The organism is Nonomuraea wenchangensis (assembly GCF_900111685.1).
In the GTDB taxonomy this organism is placed as follows: domain Bacteria; phylum Actinomycetota; class Actinomycetes; order Streptosporangiales; family Streptosporangiaceae; genus Nonomuraea; species Nonomuraea wenchangensis.
This window is the reverse complement of sequence record NZ_FOHX01000002.1, coordinates 105,247-123,199: the sequence shown is the minus strand read 5'-3', so window position 1 is coordinate 123,199 and position 17,953 is coordinate 105,247. Positions and strand designations below refer to the sequence as shown.

The 17,953-nt window shown below is 71.7% G+C and carries 17 protein-coding genes and 2 pseudogenes; 6 read left to right on the top strand and 13 right to left on the bottom strand.

Annotated features, from left to right (window positions below; translation table 11 throughout):
• Positions 1–278: 278 nt before the first annotated feature.
• Both BMW85_RS04935 and BMW85_RS04930 read right to left on the bottom strand, forming a co-directional pair.
• Positions 279–1,172, bottom strand: a complete 894-nt coding sequence (locus BMW85_RS04935; RefSeq protein ID WP_091077477.1) for a hypothetical protein — start codon at positions 1,170–1,172, stop codon at positions 279–281.
• A gap of 7 nt (positions 1,173–1,179) precedes the next feature.
• Positions 1,180–2,130, bottom strand: coding sequence for a LysR family transcriptional regulator (locus BMW85_RS04930; RefSeq protein WP_091077474.1), 951 nt, complete (start codon positions 2,128–2,130; stop codon positions 1,180–1,182).
• 300 nt (positions 2,131–2,430) lie between these two features.
• Between BMW85_RS04930 and BMW85_RS04925 the strand changes: the two genes are divergently transcribed.
• A complete protein-coding gene (locus BMW85_RS04925) occupies positions 2,431–3,741 on the top strand; it encodes a M64 family metallopeptidase (RefSeq protein ID WP_177240493.1) in 1,311 nt (436 codons plus the stop codon).
• Between the two features lie 43 nt (positions 3,742–3,784).
• On the opposite strand, the gene BMW85_RS04920 is transcribed toward BMW85_RS04925, so the two are convergent.
• The 4 genes and pseudogenes from BMW85_RS04920 to BMW85_RS04905 form a co-directional block, all read right to left on the bottom strand.
• On the bottom strand, positions 3,785–4,369 hold the full coding sequence (locus tag BMW85_RS04920) for a hypothetical protein (protein WP_143082094.1): 585 nt from the start codon (positions 4,367–4,369) through the stop codon (positions 3,785–3,787).
• Between the two features lie 13 nt (positions 4,370–4,382).
• Positions 4,383–4,907, bottom strand: a complete 525-nt coding sequence (locus BMW85_RS04915; RefSeq protein WP_177240492.1) for a zinc metalloprotease — start codon at positions 4,905–4,907, stop codon at positions 4,383–4,385.
• Positions 4,908–5,119: 212 nt separating this feature from the next.
• Positions 5,120–6,463 (bottom strand): NADP-specific glutamate dehydrogenase, encoded by a 1,344-nt coding sequence (gene gdhA, locus BMW85_RS04910; protein ID WP_091077465.1) that lies wholly within the window; start codon positions 6,461–6,463, stop codon positions 5,120–5,122.
• Between the two features lie 89 nt (positions 6,464–6,552).
• Positions 6,553–6,735 (bottom strand): annotated as a pseudogene (locus tag BMW85_RS04905) (3-hydroxyacyl-CoA dehydrogenase family protein); the annotation flags it as partial.
• Between the two features lie 72 nt (positions 6,736–6,807).
• Here BMW85_RS04905 and BMW85_RS04900 point away from each other — a divergent pair.
• Positions 6,808–6,972: a hypothetical protein gene (locus tag BMW85_RS04900; protein WP_218155667.1), complete on the top strand. Its 165-nt coding sequence runs from the start codon at positions 6,808–6,810 to the stop codon at positions 6,970–6,972.
• Here the strand turns inward: BMW85_RS04900 and BMW85_RS04895 are convergent.
• The 4 genes from BMW85_RS04895 to BMW85_RS04880 are packed head-to-tail and all read right to left on the bottom strand — an operon-like array spanning position 6,947 to position 10,076.
• Complete coding sequence (locus BMW85_RS04895; protein WP_091077460.1) at positions 6,947–7,249, bottom strand: hypothetical protein; 303 nt, start codon at positions 7,247–7,249, stop codon at positions 6,947–6,949. The two genes, BMW85_RS04900 and BMW85_RS04895, sit on opposite strands and share 26 nt — an antisense overlap.
• A 33-nt stretch (positions 7,250–7,282) precedes the next feature.
• Complete coding sequence (locus BMW85_RS04890) at positions 7,283–8,482, bottom strand: hypothetical protein (protein WP_091077459.1); 1,200 nt, start codon at positions 8,480–8,482, stop codon at positions 7,283–7,285.
• A complete protein-coding gene (locus BMW85_RS04885) occupies positions 8,479–9,207 on the bottom strand; it encodes a hypothetical protein (protein WP_091077456.1) in 729 nt (242 codons plus the stop codon). Before BMW85_RS04885 ends, BMW85_RS04890 begins: the two co-directional genes overlap by 4 nt.
• A complete protein-coding gene (locus BMW85_RS04880; protein WP_143082093.1) occupies positions 9,204–10,076 on the bottom strand; it encodes a hypothetical protein in 873 nt (290 codons plus the stop codon). The genes BMW85_RS04885 and BMW85_RS04880 overlap by 4 nt, the downstream gene beginning before the upstream one ends.
• Positions 10,077–10,357: 281 nt before the next feature.
• Between BMW85_RS04880 and BMW85_RS04875 the strand changes: the two genes are divergently transcribed.
• From BMW85_RS04875 to BMW85_RS04865, 3 genes are read left to right on the top strand one after another with little or no spacing between them, the layout of a single operon-like run.
• Positions 10,358–11,701, top strand: coding sequence for an AfsR/SARP family transcriptional regulator (locus BMW85_RS04875; RefSeq protein ID WP_091077452.1), 1,344 nt, complete (start codon positions 10,358–10,360; stop codon positions 11,699–11,701).
• Between the two features lie 16 nt (positions 11,702–11,717).
• Positions 11,718–12,053, top strand: coding sequence for a CATRA system-associated protein (locus BMW85_RS04870; protein ID WP_091077450.1), 336 nt, complete (start codon positions 11,718–11,720; stop codon positions 12,051–12,053).
• Positions 12,050–13,834: a CATRA conflict system CASPASE/TPR repeat-associated protein gene (locus tag BMW85_RS04865; protein WP_091077448.1), complete on the top strand. Its 1,785-nt coding sequence runs from the start codon at positions 12,050–12,052 to the stop codon at positions 13,832–13,834. Before BMW85_RS04870 ends, BMW85_RS04865 begins: the two co-directional genes overlap by 4 nt.
• A gap of 6 nt (positions 13,835–13,840) precedes the next feature.
• Here BMW85_RS04865 and BMW85_RS04860 read toward each other — a convergent pair whose 3' ends face one another.
• The 3 genes from BMW85_RS04860 to BMW85_RS04850 are packed head-to-tail and all read right to left on the bottom strand — an operon-like array spanning position 13,841 to position 16,955.
• A complete protein-coding gene (locus tag BMW85_RS04860) occupies positions 13,841–15,367 on the bottom strand; it encodes a hypothetical protein (RefSeq protein ID WP_143082092.1) in 1,527 nt (508 codons plus the stop codon).
• A 17-nt stretch (positions 15,368–15,384) separates the two neighbouring features.
• Positions 15,385–16,269: a protein phosphatase 2C domain-containing protein gene (locus BMW85_RS04855; RefSeq protein WP_177240491.1), complete on the bottom strand. Its 885-nt coding sequence runs from the start codon at positions 16,267–16,269 to the stop codon at positions 15,385–15,387.
• On the bottom strand, positions 16,266–16,955 hold the full coding sequence (locus tag BMW85_RS04850; protein WP_091077442.1) for a vWA domain-containing protein: 690 nt from the start codon (positions 16,953–16,955) through the stop codon (positions 16,266–16,268). Before BMW85_RS04850 ends, BMW85_RS04855 begins: the two co-directional genes overlap by 4 nt.
• On the opposite strand from BMW85_RS04850, the pseudogene BMW85_RS52470 reads away from it, so the two are divergent.
• Positions 16,926–17,798, top strand: a pseudogene (locus tag BMW85_RS52470) (caspase family protein); the annotation flags it as partial. The gene BMW85_RS04850 and the pseudogene BMW85_RS52470 overlap by 30 nt on opposite strands.
• Between the last annotated feature and the right edge of the window lie 155 nt (positions 17,799–17,953).

The window sequence follows — 17,953 nt, the reverse complement described above, 5'->3', positions numbered from 1 at the left end:
CCTTTGTCCAGGAGGTACGCTCGATCGGGCGATCGCGAAAGTTTCGGGCCCGTGAAGATCCGAGATGAAAGTTTCATGGCGATGTCCGCGCCGTTTCTTCCCCGTAACGCCAGGTGGGCGCGGCCGGTCCCCGTCTCCTTCGCTCCGCTGCCTGTATCGGCGGGGTTGACAGGACCTTTCCTGCTCGGCTTTGCTCCGTGAACGCCGCCACCCCCCGCCGGCCGCCGAGGAGGAGTTCGACGAGAAAACTTCCTGTTAGCGTTAACAGTCGCGGATGGTCACCCGGGCTCGGGGGCGAGGCAGCTGCCGGTCTCGTGCACCTGGTCCTCCGGCGGGGGCTCGACGGACACGGCGCTCCCCCAGCCGGTGAAGTCGATCTCCGTCACGGTGGTCCTGGGAACGCCCTCCACGGCCTCCGGGTCGGTCGTGACGAGCCGGACCCGGCGGGGCAGCCCGTCCTGTCCGACCCACAACCGCCACGAGACCTCCGTCTGGCGGACCCGCTCCCGCAGCTGCGCCGCCATGACCGGATCGTCACCCGGGGCCGGGACGACGAACTCGGTCTGCGCGGCGCTCCCGGCGTGCACGACGGTGGCGACCCCGTCGATGACCTCGCCGGAGGAAGGCGCGGGGGCGGCGAGCCTCCGCAGCACCTGGGGAGACAGGACCGTCCGCGCGTCCAGGTTTCCGGCCAGCCGCGCCGCCGTCCCGCAGCCGGCGTCGCCGTGGTGCAGCCAGGTCTTGCCGGCGGGCACGTCTCTCCGGTCGGCTCGCTGCTCGTACGTGCCGGAGCCGCCGATCGAGATCGCCCTGGTCGTCATATAGGACAGATCATCGGGGATGACGCTCTTCAGGTCCTCGGGGATGTTGGTCCGGGAGTAGGTCGTGGTCAGATCGGAGGCGGCCGTACCGAGCCGCAGGACTCCCGTGGTCCGGCTCTCGCTGTATTCGCCGATGTCGACCGGCACGATGGTGTCGCCGTCGGCCGGAGAGGTGGGCATCGCCTCGCCGTAGTCCAGCCGGACGATCTTGGTGACCTTCACCCCGGCCGAGTTCTCCACCTGCCGGGCCACCGCCTCGGCGGGCGTCAGCGCGGCCGGCGCGCTCTGTGCGCCGCACCCGGTCGTCAGAGTGATCACGAGCGCGGCCGGCGCGAGCCTCGGTAAGTGCATCCCAAGATCATAAAGGGCCGGAACGCGGGCGGGAGCTGTGCCAGCGGCTGTAGGTGGGATGCGCGGCCAGCGCCTCCTGGTGGGCGTGGGTGGCGAAGGTCGCCAGTTCGTCCGCCCGGTGGGCGAGGGCGCCGTCGCGGTGCCAGGCGATCAGGTGTCTCATCCACAGCGGAGTGCCGGCGAGCGGGCGTACGACGATGCCGTCCCCGGGCGCGAAGGTGGCCTGGCACGGCGAGACGGCGTGCCCTTGGGTGATGAGGAGGCGGATCATCGGCGCCTCGGTCATGATGTGCTGCACCCTCGGCGTGAACCCCTCGTCCTGGCAGGCCGTACGGAAACATTCGGGCCAGCCGGCGCCGTCGGAGGGCGACAGCACCCAGTCCTCCTCGGCCAGCCGGGCGAGCGGCACCTCCGGCTGGGACGCGAGCGCGTGCGCGGCGGACATCGCGACGAAGACCGGCTCCATGGCGACCGGACGCACGTCCACGGAGGCGGGTACGGGCAGCTCGTGCCCGGGATAGTCGACGAGGACGGCGGCGTCGAGCCGCCGCGAGGCGAGCAGGTCCATGAGCAGGCGCGGCGAGTGCTCGGTGTGGACGGTGATCGGCGCGCCGGGCAGCTCGAACAGCCTGCGCAGCAGGCCGCCGAGCACGGGGTTGGCGTAGCCGCCGATCCGGGCGGCCCGTGGCCGGTCGGCTCCCGGCGGGGTGCCGACCATCAGCTCGTCCACGGTCTGCAGGGCCGACCGCGCCCTGACGAGCACGAACTGTCCGAAGGGGGTGGGCGTCATGCCGAGCCGGCCGCGCCGGTAGACCTGGCCGCCGAGCGCGGACTCGATCCGCTGCAACTGGGCGGTCAGGGCGGGCTGCGAGACGCCCAGCGCCGCGGCGGCCTTGCTGAGGCTGCCGGCGTCGGCGATCTCGCACAAGGTGCGCAGATGCCGCAACTCCAGTTGCATGCGCTCAGATTAGTAGGCATAACGCCGACGTGATGTGTGTCCCGCGCGGCCGGGCCGGTCGCGGGCCCGGGGCGGCCTGACGGCGGGCGTGCCTGCGCCCAGGTGACGATCGGGGTTCCCGGCCGGCTCGCGGCCATCCCAAATGCGGATAACTCCCGGGTTATGCCTGGGTCTGACCTGCGGCGGGGCCCTGAGCGCCCTTGGCCCTGACCTGGCTCGACATCGGGGCGCGACCTTCCCGTGACTCATCGGCCCTGACAATTTGCGCGATATCCGACTACTGGAGAGAAAATGCGCAAATTGAGCTTAGCTCTCGGAGGGGTGCTCCTCCTGGCGGCGGGCCTCTCGGCCGCACCCGCCCACGCGGCCGACCCCGGCGAGCGGAAGGTGGAGATCTTCGGCGAGGAGGCTCCCCAGGGCTTCACCGAGGTCCCCGCGCAGATCGGCACGCCCGGCAAGAACCGCGCGGCCGCGCCCTCCGCGACCGTGACGCCCGTCGAGGTGAACGGCCCCAGCGACAAGCGCATCGACCTGGTCTATCTCGGGGACGGCTTCACCGCCGCCGAGCAGGATCGCTACTCCGCCCAGGTGGCGACGAGCTGGAACCTGCTCGCCGAGCGCGAGCCCTTCAAGACCTACCGCAAGCTGTTCAACGTCTGGCAGGTCAACGTCGTCTCCGCCGAGTCCGGCTCGGACAACGACCCGGCGGAGGGCGTGGTCAAGGACACGGCGCTCAACAGCACGTACTTCTGCGAGGGCCTGGCCCGCCTGATCTGCCTGGACATCCCCACCGCCGAGTCCTACGCCGCGCTGGCGCCCGCCTTCGACCAGATCGCCGTGGTGATCAACAGCGACACCTACGGCGGCGCCGGTTACATCGAGGAGAACCTGGTCACCTTCTCCGGCGGGCACGTCTCCGGACCCGAGATCCTGCCGCACGAGCTCGGCCACTCCCTCGGCGACCTCGCCGACGAGTACCCGTACTGGGCCTATCCCGGCGACGGCAGCGTCTACCCCGGCGAGGAGCCGGTCGAGGCGAACGTCTCCGTCCACGACGCGGCCCAGCAGACCGCGAAACGGACCAAGTGGTGGCGCTGGCTGGGGGCGGAGACGCCCGACGGCGGCGCCATCGGGACCTTCGAGGGGGCGAACTACTACGAGCTCGGCATCTACCGGCCCAGCGACAACTCCCTGATGCGCACCCTGCGCAAGCCGTTCAACTCCGTGGGCCAGGAGGAGATGACCCGCAAGTTCTACGAGATCACCGGCCTGATCGACAGCGCGGCGCCGCCGAGCGGGGCCCCGGTCACCGCGCCCGCCAAGCTGACCGTCGCCCACGTCGGCATCCCGACGGTCTCCACCCGCTGGTACGTCAACGGCCACGAGATCACCGAGTGGGCCGGCGCCACCTCGGTCGACGTCCTCGCCAAGAAGCCCAAGGGCCACGGCAAGGAGGCCGCGTGGTGCGGTCGCAAGGACCTGCGTGACAAGCGCGGGTGCACCTACACCGTCACCGTGACCGACTCCACCGCCTTCGTCCGCGACCCCGCCTACCGGCAGGACGCTCTCACGTCCTCGATCACCTGGCGCGTCGGCGACAAGCGCCACTGAGACGTCTGGCCGGGCCGCCGGGCCCGGCCAGCACCGTCACGGGTCAGGACATCGTCTCCAGCTCGCTGCGCGTCACCTTGATGGTGTTCTCCGGCAGCGGCGCCGGGTTGTTGGCCGCGTCCAGCGGATACTTGGCCTGGACGGGGTTGAGCAGCGCCGCGGGGGAGTCGGGGTAGGTCTCCAGGAACAGGATGTACCCGCTGCCCGCGTTCAGGGCCGTGGTGTGCTCCTCCTCGTACGTCACGCCCTCGAAGACGCCGCCGAGCTCCTTGACCTCGACCTTCTGCCCCACCTGGGCCTCGCCCTTGTAGACCTTCAGCACCTCGGCGGTGCGGACGGTGATGACCATCGGCGGGGCGTCGGGCTGGGCGGCGGCCACCGCGGCGGGGGCTCCCGCCATGGGGTTCAGCCGCGGATCCGTCTCCGCGGAGTCGGGCTTGGTCACTTCCTGCAGGTAGCGCGGCTCGCCGACGATGCGGGCCTCGACGACCAGGTTCGCCCGGTCGAAGAGCGCGTCGGCGTTCTCGTACTGCGGATAGTCGGCCCGGTAGAGAACGGGCTCCTCGTGGGCGGCGCACGCGGTGACGAACAACGCGGTCAGTACGAGTGCGCCAAGACGCCGTAGCACCCTGCGGCCTCCCTCAGTAGTAGGCGTTGACGTCGGCGACATCGTGCGACTGGGGTTTCGTCATCGAGTTACGGTTGCGGCTCGTGTTCATGATGGACGTGAGCGAGTTGTGCGCGAGATTCAGCGCGTGCCCGAACTCGTGGACCAGCGTGCTGGTGACGAAATTGGAGAAGTTCGAGGCGTCCCTGTTGATGGTGCGCGAGTTCAGCCGGACGTACATGCACATCCCGCCGCACCTTTGATAGGTGCCGTACCAGGTGTTGCTGTAGGACTTCACCGTGATGGTCGAGCCCGAATTCGAGTTCTTGTAGAAATTGGCGGGGCTCGACGTCGCGTTCCAGTTGGCGAGCGCCTTGTTCATCGGCGTCTGCCACGTGCTGTTGTAGTTGTACGGGTACATGTGGATGCTGGCGATGTCCTGGCCGGTGCCGTTCCAGTGGGCGAACGCCGGGTCGGCGCTCGTCGTCGTCAGCAGGATGACGGCGGCCGCTGCGGCCGATCCCCGTCGGAGGGCACGCCCTAACACTCCCGAAGGCATTTCGAGATGTCACTCCCTGCGAATTTGAGATGCTGGCGGAAAATGCAGGAATCCGGGCCGGAGAATGGCGGAGGGGAATTAAGGCCCGGGGGTCGGGAGGGTTTTTGACAACCTCTTTGAGGCGTCTTGATGGGAGTATGCAAGGTCCATGATCACCGTGTCAATGGCGAAGGGCCGCCCGCGTCGTCGCGGACGGCCCTTTCGCCTGATGCTCAGATCAGGCCGAGCGACAGCATCGCGTCGGCGACCCGGCGGAAGCCGTCGATGTTTGCGCCGGCCACGTAGTCGCCGGGCATGCCGTACTCGTCGGCGGTCTGCAGGCAGCGGCCGTGGATGTCGCGCATGATCTCCTGCAGCTTGTGCTCGGAGTACTCGAACGTCCACGAGTCGCGGCTGGCGTTCTGCTGCATCTCCAGCGCGCTGGTGGCTACGCCGCCCGCGTTGGCGGCCTTGCCCGGCCCGAACGCGACCCCCGCCTCCAGGAACACCCTGATGCCCTCGGGCATGGTCGGCATGTTGGCACCTTCGCCCACCGCAATGCACCCGTTCTGCACCAGGAACGCGGCGTCGCGGCCGGTGATCTCGTTCTGCGTGGCGGACGGCATCGCCACCTCGCAGGGCACCTCCCACACGCTGCGTCCGGGCACGAAGGAGACGTGATCGCCGCGGCGGGCCGCGTACGTCTCCAGCCGGCCGCGCTCGACCTGCTTGATGTGCTTGAGCAGCGCCAGGTCGATGCCCTTCTCGTCCACGACGTAGCCGGAGGAGTCTGAGCAGGCCACCACGATCCCGCCGAGCTGCTCGATCTTCTCGATCGTGTAGACCGCGACGTTGCCGGAGCCGGACACCACGACCCGCTTGCCGTCGAACGAGGTGCCGCGCGCCTTCAGCATCTCGTCCACGAAGAACGCGCAGCCGTAGCCGGTGGCCTCGGTCCGCACCTGCGCGCCGCCGTACGCGAGGCCCTTGCCGGTGATCACGCCCGACTCGTAGCGGTTCGTGATGCGCTTGTACTGGCCGAACAGGTAGCCGATCTCCCGCCCGCCGACGCCGATGTCACCGGCGGGGACGTCGGTGTACTCGCCGATGTGCCGGTAGAGCTCCGTCATGAAGCTCTGGCAGAAGGCCATCACCTCGCGGTCCGAGCGGCCCTTGGGGTCGAAGTCGGACCCGCCCTTGCCGCCGCCGATCGGCAGGCCCGTCAGGCCGTTCTTGAAGATCTGCTCGAAGCCCAGGAACTTGATGATCCCCAGGTATACGGAGGGGTGGAAGCGCAACCCGCCCTTGTACGGCCCGAGCGCGCTGTTGAACTCGACCCGGAAGCCACGGTTGATCTGCACCTCGCCGCTGTCATCGATCCACGGCACACGAAAGATGATCTGCCGCTCCGGCTCGCAGATGCGCTCGATGATTTTCGATTCGGCGTACTCGGGGTGCTTGCCGAGAACCGGGCCGATGCTCTCGAGCACCTCGCGCACCGCCTGGTGGAACTCGACCTCCCCAGGGTTACGGCGCAGGACGTTGTCGTAGATCGACGACAGTTTCTCGTGCAACATGTGCTCCCGACCTCAATGCGATAATCCGTGCTCACCTTACGGTTAGTGGTGAAGTGCGAAGAACTCGCCCCGGCACTCTGCCGCAATCATTACCCGGCGGGGAACGACGGCTGGGTGAGCGGCAGGCCGAGCTGGGCGCGTTCGGTGAGCCAGCGGGTGGGGCGGTAGCGGGGGTCGCCGGTGGCGGCGTACAGGCTCCGCTGCAGGCGGAGCAGCCGGTCCACGCCGATACGCTCGCCCCAGGCGAGGGGGCCGTACGGGTAGCCCAGGCCCGCCGTGGACGCGGCGCCGGCTCCGCGCCGGCGCGGGCCTCCCGCTGGGACCGGGTCGCCGACATCGCCGCCGTGGACGGCATGAACGTCTTCGACCCGGCCCTCGCCGCCAGGTACGTGGCGGCGGGGGCGTCGTTCGTGCTGCTCGGGGCGGACGTCGCGATCCTGGCGCGCGGCTCGGAGCGCCTGGCCAGGATCGCGGCCGGCCTGGTCACCCGTCCCGAGGCCGGTCCCTGATCATCTCGTCGAAGGCCCGGCCGACGCCGACCTCGCGGCATCGGGTCAGCAGGCACTCGTGCATGCGCAGCAGCTTGGCGGCGCGCCGGTCGTCCATCTCCGGGTAGACCAGCAGCGGCAGGTCCGGATCGTCCACGATCGCGCTGACGATCAGCTTCGCCACGGGATCGAGCAGGTGCGGGCGGGCGGCCAGCACCTCACGGGACTCCGGCCAGGTGCCCGCCCGCAGGAAGTCGATCAGGCTGTCGAAGATCGGCTCGATGCCGGGCATCATCATGCCGCCGGCCTCCTCGGGCCCGGCCGGCGCCGGTCAATGCCGGCGTCGCCGGTGGTTGTCCATGATGATGGGCGCCCAGCCGGAGATCTGCGGGTCCTGGTCCGCGAGCCCGGCCAGGAAGCCCTTGACGTAGCCGCGCTCCACCTGCTCGTAGCCGGCCTCGATCTGCAGGGTCTGCTCCTGCTGGTAGGTGCCGCCGCCGTCCAGGAAGTGCTCCAGGCCCGCCGCGTGGCGCTCGTCGCGCCGCGCCCGCTCGTTGGCCTGCTCCAGCGCCGCCGAGAGCTGGCGCAGGCGGGCCTGCCCGTCCTTCAGCCGCTTGTCGTTCGGGTTGCCCATCCGCCGGCCGGTCTCCAGCGCGATCACCGCGGAGAAGATCATCAGGGCCAGGAGCAGGATGAACGTGGGCACCAGGCCGATGCCGTCGGCGATCTCGCTCAGCCCGGTGGTCTGCCCGGTCGAGGACGTGTACGGCAGCGGCGCCGACAGCATCCTCAGCCGGGTGACGGCGACGGTGACCACGGCCGCGAGCCAGAGCAGGGGCAGCAGGGTCATCGGCGACGGCCGGGTGAACCAGTCGCGCAGGCGGAACTCGCGGGCCTGCCGCGGCGCGGTGCCCTCCTCCTGCCACTCGCGGAACTTGCGCCCGTACAGGTGCGGGCCGAAGCCGAAGATGAGCACCGCGACGACCGCGAACATCACCGTCAGCAGGGGGCGGTCCCCGAGGTCGAGGAAGGTCTCGTAGTAGATCGGGATCTCCACGCCGAGCAGCACGGCCAGCAGCAGCAACGGTGGGCCGTCCCTGCGCAGCCGCTTGCCGAGGCCGCCGGAGATGGCGGCCTCGCTGGCGAGCTGGTCGCCGGGGCGGCGCGAGGCGTACGCGGTGAGCCGGTCCACGACCAGGCGGGCCTCGTCGTGGCTCTCCCTGACGTGGCGGTGCCGGGAGGCGCGCTCGTCCTCGTCCACCTTGTGCTCGCGCAGCCGCACCCCGGCCGCGTCCCGCTCGGCGACGTAGTGGGCGGAGAGCGCGCGCAGGTCGGCGGCTCGCCTGGCGCAGATCGTGGCCAGGCCCGGCGGCTCGTACCCGGCGGCCATGACCTCGGCGGCGTCCACGCCGGACCGCCGGGCGTCGTCCGGGGCCGTGTGCGCCACCCGCCGCGCCTCGCTCTCGTAGTCCGGCAGGGGGAACGGCCGGGGCCGCCAGCCCGCGAAGCCCTCTTCCATGATCTGCGTCACAGCAGGCTCACCTGCCCCGCGCCGGCGGCGGCGAAGATCGCCCGCCACACCTGTTCGAGCTGACTCACCCGGTCACCTTCCTTCTCCGAGAGCAGGTTGAACCCGTGCACGGTGATCGTGGGCCGGCCGGCCAGCTCCGGCAGCAGGTCCGCGTCGCGGAGCTCGCGCACCTTCGCCTCCCGGACGCCGGCGGAGGCCATGCCGCCCTTCTGCAACGGCAGCGCGCCCTTGTTGTTCATGAGGTCGCTGAAGATGATGATCTTCGAGGGCGCGGTCCGGTCGGGCGCGTCGCGCAGCCGCTGGCCGATCACCCGGAGCCCGCCCAGCACGTCGGAGCCCGACGCCGGGTCCTCGCACTTGGTCAGCAGACTGACGGCGTGCTGGTAGAACTCGCCGAGCCGCCGCTCCCTGACGAGCCGGGCGACGCGCGGGTTGTCCTTGGGGTTCTCGTCCGCGGTGGCGACCAGCCGCAGCGACGGCCGCTGGCAGGGCGTCCCGACCGAGTTGCCGGTGACGGCGGCGAACGCGGCCCAGCCGCAGGTCTTGCCGAACGCCACCAGATGCTGGTCGATGAGCTCCTTCGCGGTGGGGTAATCGGCGTATCTGGTCGTGTCCACGACGACGCCGCAGTTGTCGCGCGGCTCGGCCGGCTCACCGCCGCAGGCCGACGCGGACACGACGAGCGCCACCCCGCACACCACGGCCGGCCAGGACCGGGCAGTCATGACGGATCCTCCCCTTCCTCGTTCTCCTCCTCGGGCCGCGGCTCCTCCTCCGGCGCCTGGTGCAGGCTGAGGAAGTGCTGCCACGCCTGGGTCACCGTCTGGCCCTCGGCGCTCAGCAGCTCCTGGGGCAGGTCGTCGTCGTTCCACTCAGGGCCGAGGCTCAGCTCGCGCGGACGCCAGCCCTTCCGTACGGCCTCGCGGCGCGGATGCACCGAGACGAACGCCTCGTAGTACGCCGTGACCAGCGGCCGGGTCTCCTCCAGGGCGACCATGGCGTTGTTGCGGTACTTCCTGTGGACCTGCCGCCACCGGTCGGCGTCACCGCGCAGCGCGCCGACCATGCCCGAGAACGCGCCGCGGCGCTCGGCGTTCTGGGCGCGCAGGCGCCTGACGTCGTTCACCTGCCGCCGCTCGGCCACCTCCGCCGGGCTGAGCCCCTGGTACGGGCTCTCCGGCACGGCCGGCTGCCCCGCGCCGGAGGCGAGCGCCTTGCGCTGCTCGTCGAGGCGGTGCTCGATCTCGCGGATGTGGTGGTCGTTCTCCATCTTCAGGCTGATCAGGTTCTCCATCTCGGTGGCCTGCTCCTTGACCTGGCTGCGCATCCGGAGCAGCTCCTCGTCGCGGCACTGCACCAGGTGCAGCTCGGCGCGGCGGAAGTGGCTGAAGATCCAGGTCAGCCGGCTCGGCTCGAACTCCGGGCCGTACTCGTGGACGTAGAGGTACTGGGGGTCCCTGCCGTCCGCCCAGCCCCACTCACTCGCCAGGCGGAGGTCGATGCGCCCGTTGCCGCCGTTGCCGTTGCCGTTGTCCATGGGCTCGCCCCGTCCCCTGCCGCGCCCCCGGCGGTACTTGCCAGTGCCCCATCGCACGATCCGACCCTTCTCGGCCCCGTTGCTTCGCACCCCATGAGAGCGAGCGCCGCGCTTCCGAGGTAAGCCTCCGGCTGCTTCCGAAATGCTTCCCGCGCCTGGCGGCTCGTTGATGGTGGATTCGCTAGAATCGCCCCGATATCAACACCATAAAAGCGTCGGCAAGATCATTTCGGGGTGTGATCAGCCAGAAATGTCGTGAGTCGCCAAGTGAAATCGCTATTTGTGTCATTTATCCGTTTTGTGAATCCGTCGGTCGCTTCTCCGTCCGGGAGGGCGGCATGCCGAGACTTCGGATAGGACTCCTCGGGCGGGCACGCGTCGAGCTGGACGGCGCGCCGGTCAAGCTCAGCGCCGCCACCCTGGCGGTGCTCATCCGGATGGTCGTGGCCGAGGGCGAGGCCGTGACCGTGGACGAGATTCACCAGGACGTGTGGAACGCGCCAACCGGCAGGATCAGCGCGGCCGAACGCCGCAGGAACCACCTCAACGTGCAGAAGCACATCTGGCGGCTGCGCCGGGTGCTCGATCCCGGCAGCCCCGGCGAGAACTCGCGGCTCCTGCGCACCGAGCGGGGCCGGCCGTCGGCGTACCGGCTCGTGCTGGAGCGCGACTCCTGCGACCTCTTCGAGTTCCAGGACCTCGTGGGCCGGGCCAGGCACGCCCCGCCGACGGCCGCCGTGGAACTGCTGACCCGCGCGCTCGACCTGTGGCGCGAGCGCCCGCTCGTCGAGGCCCGCCAGAGCCCTTTCGCCGAGCGCACCATCCGCAGGCTGAACGAGCTGCACGAGGCGGCGAAGCGGACGTTGATGCGCTCGTACATCGCCATCGGCTTGCCGGACAAGGCCCTCTACATCGGCGAGGCGCTCTCCGCCGACCGGCCCGACGACCTCGAACTCGCCACCTCCCTGGCGGCCCTGCGCGAGCGGCTGAGTGGCAAGCTGGACGGCGAGGTGCTGAGGGCCGACGTGGCCAAGGGCAATGCCGAGCTCGTGATCGCCCTCGGCGACCTCTTCGCCCAGGACGACGCCCATCTCGTCGTCGGCTTCACCGACACTTTTGACACCGCGACGGAGCAGGACCTCGTCATCAACAGCGGCAGCGTCCAGGGTCAGCTCGTCGAACACCTGTACGGCGGCGACCGCGCCCTGCTCGACCGCCAGTTGCGGATGGCGCTGCGGAACGTTCCCACGACGGTCACGGAGAGCCGGTCGGCCAAGCCGAAGGGCAAGAGGACGCGCTTCCCGCTGGGCACCGTGGCCACCCTCAGGCACTCGGGGCGGTGCGTCTTCGCCGTGGCCTACAGCCGGATGGGCAACGACCTGCTGGCCACGTCCAGCGTGGCCGACCTGCGGTTGAGCCTGGACCGGCTGTGGCAGACCGTCTACCTCCACGGTCAGCTCAAGCCGGTGGCCCTGGCCCTGGTCGGCGCAGGGCTCGCACGGGTGGACGCGGGCCCCGAGGAACTGCTCATCATGATCATCGAGTCGTTCGCGGCGGCGGCGCTGGCCCGGCGCTTCTGCTCCGAACTGCGGATCGTCATCCAGCCGTCGGCGCTGGAGAGGATCACCATGCTGGACGTCTCCAGGTTCATCAGGGAAGAACTGCCGACGCGCGTCGGCTGAGCGGAGAGGGAAGCACATGATGTCGACGCCGGAGAGCCGTTCAACGGAGGCGGAGCCGACGGCCGGGGCCCTGACGGTGCTGCGGGACATGCTGACGTGGGAGCTCGCGCCGCCCCGCTGGGAACGGCTCGCAGAGCTGCTCGACCTCGCCGCCGCCGCCCGGGAGTCCGGCGACCTCGACGCTCTACGGCAGGTTGTCGCCGACCTGGAGCTGGCCGGCCCCGTGCGGATCACCCGGCTCGGCGCGACGCCCGCCGTCCCCGCGCCCCGGCCGGTCCGCGAACGGATCAACGTCCTGATCCACGAGCTGGGCGGCCCGCCGCGCGAGGCCGACGAGGAGGACGAGTCGTGACCGTCCTGGACCAGCAACTGGTCGTGCACCTCTACGCGCCCGCCGATGGGCCCGGCGCCGCAGCCGCCTACCGTGACCTGCGGCAGGTGTGGCTCGGCTGCCGCCTCCTCGGCATGCGCGACCCGGTGCCCGGGCTCGGACTGCCGCACATGCTCCCCGAGACCTTGACAGATCTGCCCGCTGGCCCGTCCGCCGGTCTGCCCGCTGGCCCGTCCGCCGGTCTGCCCGCTGGGACGTCGGCCGGTCCGCCCGCCGGCGTGCTGGTCGGGGCGGAGGCGCCGCTGGCCGCGGCGGAGGCGCGTGGCGCCGACCGCCAGGTGATCCTGCGCCGGCACCACGACGTGCTCAACCTCTCGGTCGCCCTGGCGGGGCCGTCCTCGGCCGTGGACGGGCCGGGCTGGGCGGCGCTGGAGGACGACTGGAACGCCCTCGTCTCCCCGTGCTCCCGCCACCTGATCGGCGAGACCCGGCTCTACCTCGCCCGCCTGGAACAGGCCCCGCCCGGTGAAGGCCCGCCGGACCTGGCCGCGCCGGACCTGGCCGCGCCGGACCTGGCCCTGGCGGGGCTGCTGCCGGCCGCCGCGCAGGCCGGCGACTGGTGGAATCACGGCGTCGTCGTCCCGCGTGACCTGGCCTTCTGGGAGACCACGACGACGCCGGACGACCGCGCGCTGCGCCGCTTCGTGCTCGCCTTCACGGCGGACCGCGAGGACGAGGCCAGCGCGTGGGCCTGGTCACGGGGCGACCCGGCCATGCCGCCCCTGGGCCGCTACCTCCTGCACGCCGCCAAACTCAGGTACGAACTGCGCGTCTGGGAACGCGACGGCCGGACCCGCGAACTCCGCGGCACCCTGCGCGACCTGTCCGCCGAGCCACACGAGCGCCGCCCGGCGACGTCCCCCGGCGCGGACCTCCTGACCGCGCACCGGCTCGACGCCGAGCTCATGACCGTCGACCTGCTGGAGCTGCGGCGGGCGGTCGAGATCGCGGCCGACAACATGGGGCGCGTCCCGTTCCCGTGCGGGCCGCCGCCCGGGGACGCCGGGCCATTCGCCGACGACCGCGACCTGGCCGCATGGTTCATGGACCGGCTGGACGACGAGATCGCCTACCTGGGCCTGGCCGCGCGGCGAGCCGAGCACGCCGCGGCCGCGCGTCCCCCGGCCGCGCCCGCCCCGGCCGCCCGCCCGGACCCGGAGCCGACGGAGAGCAGCGGGCCGGACGGTGACATCGGCCGCCACGTCTTCGTGGTCCACGGCCGCGACGAACAGGTCCGTACGGCCGTCTTCGACTTCCTCAGGGCGCTCGACCTCCGCCCGCTGGAATGGGAGCAGCTCGTCGAGCAGACCGGCAGCTCCCTGCCGTTCCTCGGCGAGGTCGTCGCGCGGGCCGTGACCAGGGCGCAGGCGGCGGTGGTGGTGATGACCCCGGAGGACGAGGTCCGCCTGCACCCCGAGCTGCTCGCCCCCGACGACGACCCCGCCGAGAAGACCGTGGCGATGCAGGTCCGCCCCAACGTCCTGATCGAGCTGGGGATGGCGCTGGCCACGTACCCGGATCGCACGATCATCCTCATGGTGGGCGACCACCGGCCCATCGCCGACCTGGGCGGGCGCAACTACGTCCGGCTCACCGACCGTCCGGAGAGCCTGCGCAAGATCGCGCTGCGGCTGCGGCTGGCCGGCTGCCGCCTCGACGACCAGGGGCAGGACTGGCTCGACGGGCGACGTTTCGCGTTCCTGCGCGCCTACGACCGGCGGCCGGGCACCGAGCGCGCCTGACCCCGGTCAGACCCTGCCGCCCTCCCAGGGGGCGTGGTTGGAACGGACCAGGACGCAGACCGCCGTCCGGTGGCCGCTCTGCCACGCCTGCACGTTCGGGTACAGCGCGAACGAGGCGAAGCCGAGCCGGACGTCGTCGTCGAGCTCGGCGAACCTCCTGCCGCACGCGGCGTCCGCGCCCTTCGCCAGCTCGCCGAGCGTCACCGTACGGACGTCGAGGGGAAGGCGGGCGAAAGCCTGCCCCCAGTGCAGCTCGTCGCAGTCGCCGACCACGGGAAGAGTCTTCTCGTTCACCGGGTACACGAGACATTCGCCCACGTCGAGCGCCAGGCCCGCCTTGGTGTGCGGGACGACCGGCGGATCGAAGAGCGACCTGACCGACACCGCGAGATCGACCACCGACCCGACCAGCCCGCTGATCAGCGCCCACCCCAGGCCCACGACCACGAACGCCACGAAGGACACCGAGACCACCCGCTTCGCCAGCGCTCGGAGGGTGGCGACCGGAGAGCGGCGCAACCGGGCCCAGAGCGCCGGCAGCGCCGACAGCCTCGGCTTCGGCGGCTTCTGCGGCTGCGGGTCCGGCGGGTCCGGCGGGGCGGGGGCCGGAACGGCTGGGACGACCGGTGGCCGGTCGGGACGGGCGGCGTCGTCCAGCCGCCGCAGGGCCGCCGCGTCGCCGGCCGGGAAGGCCGCGTCCAGGAGCTCCACCCAGGCGCCCGGCGCGGTACGTCCGTCCGGATCGAGCGGCGTGCCCAGCGTCGCCTCCAGCGCCTCCCGCAGCCCGGGATCGGCGTCGGGCGGGATGGCGGCGGGACGCGGCCATCTCCCGTCCGCCCCCCGGGCGAGGTTGCCCGGCACCAGGAACAGCCCGCGATACAGGGCGAGGGCGAGCGCGTAACGGTCGCTGGCCCCGTCGTGGGCGGGGATCAGCCCCGCGACCAGCCGCGGATCCTGCCACCCCGGCGTGGAGACGCCCCGCCAGGGCGGAGGGTCGGCGGGGGCGACGCCGTCCACGTCGATCAGGCACAGGCCGGGAGCAGGCGCGTCGCACCAGGCGATGTTCTTCGGGGCCAGATCGCCGTGCACGAGCCGCAGCTCCTCCAGCCAGGCGAAGATCCCGGCCAGCCGGGCCAGCACGGCGACGCGCACCTCGGCCGAGGGCGGCGCGGCGCGGCGCAGCAGGAGGAAGTCCAGGGTTCGGGGGGATCCGCCGGGCCGCAGGAAACGGTCGGGAAGCAGAGGCATGACCACCCCTGTCACGGCCCCGGACCGCCGCGTCACCAGGTCGATCGGCCAGCACAGGGAGTCGCGTACGGTGTCGCCGACGGCGGGGACGCCCTCGCCGTGGACGTTGCGGCCGAGCGCGCACAGCTCCTCCAGCATGCCGAGCCGCGCCGGCTCCACCACGGGGGTGGCGTACCTCTTGAAGACCAGCTCCGCCCCGCTGATCCGGTGCACGGCGGCCATGCCGCCGGTGGCGAACGCGGTGTCCTCGATGTCGTAGTCGCCGTAGCGCCCAGCGATGCGCACGATGGCCTGCTTTCGCGTCAGTCGCCGGCCGGCTCGGGAAAGGGCGGGATCCACACGACCAGCGCCGTACGGTCGTCCTGCGATCCCTGCCGGCGGTAGCGCAGGGAGTTGAGCATCCACGCCGTGTGGCAGGGCAGCCGCCAGCGGGAGGCCAGCCACGCACGGACGGCGGGGGACCCATGGACGTCCTCGGCGAGCCCGTCGCTGGCGAGGATCAGGGCGCGGGCGCCGCCCGGGGCGAGCGGCGCGGTCTCCAGGCCGTGGGCGGGGTCCCGCGAGGGGAGCGCGGCCACCGCCTCGTTGAGCGCTCCGCCACCCCGTTCGAAGATCGGCGCGAACCCGTCGTCCGCCAGGCTGAACGCCGCGCAGTCGCCCACCCTGCCCACGACGACCGGCTCGGTGAGCGGGTCCGCGGGCAGCCGGGCGAAGCAGGTGACGGACGACAGCGGCTCATCACCGCCGCCGAGGCGCGGGTCCCGCAGGTCGAGCAGACGCTCGTTCGCCGCCGCCACCGCCGCCGGGACCGGCAACGCGGGAAGCTGCTCGCAGATGGCCTGGACCAGGGTGTACGCCCCGATCTGCGACGTACGGGGCCGCGACCCGAGCCCGTCCGCCACCGCCACCGCCGCCGCGCCGGTGTCCTCGTCGAGGTGGAAGGCGTAGGCGTCCTGGCCGGTGCGGCCCCGGTGCAGGTGCGCCAGGCCGGTGAGCGCCGCCGCGGCGATCCAGTACGGGCCGAGCTGCCCCGCGTCGGCGACGACGCTCGGCACACGCAGCCCGTTCGTGCCGTCGAGCCGGGTGTGGAAACCCGGCGAGAGCCGTCCGACGGACGGGGCGCCGCTGTCGTCGTCCACGACGGCGGGCGGGCCGGGGTGCCCGCTGCCCGGCGTCCCGAGGGTCACTCCCTGACCTCCATCAGCGGCAGCGGCGTGAACTTGGAACGGTCGACGTCCACGACGAGCCCGCCGTCGCCGTCGGGACGCAGCGAGCCCGAGGTCGTGCGGATGCTGCGCACCAGCGTCGAGATGATCTCGCGGGCCTGCGCGGCCGGGTCGGCGCCGTTGGCCTTGAAGGCGTAGCGGGTGGCGATCGTGCCGAGCGCCTCCGCCTCGGCCGCGCCGAAACCGAAGGCCACCACCTCGGGGGCGAACGGCCAGTCCGGGCTGGTGAGCTGCCGCAAAGGCCCTCTCCAGTCCTCGTCGGCCACGTGCATGCCGTCGCTCATGAAGAACAGCACCGGCCGGTAGAACCGGCTGCCCCGGCCGAGCCCCCGGATCGCGCGCTCGATCTCCTCGCGGGCGGCGCGGAAGGCTTCGGCGAAGTTCGTCGCGCCGCCGGGTTCGAGAAGCGGCAGGCCGGCGTACTGGAGGTCGCTGAGCGGGAGCACCACCGTCGCGGTGTCGGCGAAGGCGATGACGGCGACGCGGGCCAACTCGCCCACGGTCGGATCGTCCTCGATCGCCGCCTTCAGGTCGGGCAGCGCCGCGTTCACCGCCTCGATCGGCTCGCCCGCCATCGAATAAGAGACGTCTATCACCAGGAAGACCGGGAACACCGGATGGCTCTCGGTCTCGGAAAAGTGCGCCAAGGTGCTTTCACCAACCCTTCCGAGAATTACCCGGCCGGAGGAAGGAAACGCGCTCGCGGTATCGACACGATTATGTCTGAGAACGGCAGGAACGAGGAGACGAAATTGGACGAACGAGCGACGCCCGGCCGTACCTGGGCGGTGGTGGTCGCCGTGGAGGATTACGCATGCGTGCCCGGCTGGAGCATGCGCGGCCCGGTGCGGGACGCCGCGCGTTTTGTCGCCTGGCTGCGCCGCGCCGGTGTGCCGGACCACCAGATCATCAAGCTCGCCTCGCCGTTCCGCGGCGGCTCGGGAGCGGCCTCGCTCGGGCTGCTGGACGGCCCCGCCACCTACGCCGCCGCCGACGAGGTGCTGAACCGGCGGCTGCCGGAGGCGGACGGCGACCTGCTCTGGTTCTTCTGGGCCGGTCACGGGGTGGAGGCGCGGGACGCCGCGCAGCTGCTGTTCTTCTCCGACGCCGACCTGGTCACCGGGCGGCATCTCGACCTCGACGCGCTGCTGACGAGCTACCGTACGGGCTTCGTGGGCTTCTCGCGGCAGATCTACGTCGTCGACGCCTGCCGTACGCGCGCTCAGGGCTCCATGGCGGCCGGCTGGCAGCCGCTCCCGCACACCGCGACGCAGGCCAGGCTCGGGTGGGACCAGACGCTCCTCCTGGGCGCGCGCAGCGGCGAGGCCGCCCACCAGGACCCCGACCGGGGCGGCCGGTTCTCCTCGGCGCTGATGGACGTCCTGGAGGAGGGGGAGGGGGAGCAGGAGTGGCCGCCCGCCCTGCGGCCGGCGTTCCAGGCGGTACTGGAGCGGATGAAGGCGGAGGAGCCCGGCGGGCAGCCTCAGCGGCCCTGGTGGCTCCGCTTCCGCGATATGTCCGGCGGCGAGGAGAACATCTCCGGCGGCCACCCCGCTCCCCAGCCCCCAGCACCGCCCCCGCCCGGCGACCTCCCCCCGGCCCCGGCTCCGGCCGGAGGGCTGGTTCCGGCTCCTGAGCAGTGGCG

Coding starts and splice junctions, on each gene's coding strand:
- gdhA (WP_091077465.1), bottom strand. CDS start 6,463: ATGTTGCACGAGAAACTGTCGTCGATCTACGACAACGTCCTGCGCCGT.
- BMW85_RS04915 (WP_177240492.1), bottom strand. CDS start 4,907: ATGCCTTCGGGAGTGTTAGGGCGTGCCCTCCGACGGGGATCGGCCGCA.
- BMW85_RS04875 (WP_091077452.1), top strand. CDS start 10,358: ATGCCGAGACTTCGGATAGGACTCCTCGGGCGGGCACGCGTCGAGCTG.
- BMW85_RS04895 (WP_091077460.1), bottom strand. CDS start 7,249: ATGATGATGCCCGGCATCGAGCCGATCTTCGACAGCCTGATCGACTTC.
- BMW85_RS04870 (WP_091077450.1), top strand. CDS start 11,718: ATGATGTCGACGCCGGAGAGCCGTTCAACGGAGGCGGAGCCGACGGCC.
- BMW85_RS04930 (WP_091077474.1), bottom strand. CDS start 2,130: ATGCAACTGGAGTTGCGGCATCTGCGCACCTTGTGCGAGATCGCCGAC.
- BMW85_RS04885 (WP_091077456.1), bottom strand. CDS start 9,207: ATGACTGCCCGGTCCTGGCCGGCCGTGGTGTGCGGGGTGGCGCTCGTC.
- BMW85_RS04935 (WP_091077477.1), bottom strand. CDS start 1,172: ATGCACTTACCGAGGCTCGCGCCGGCCGCGCTCGTGATCACTCTGACG.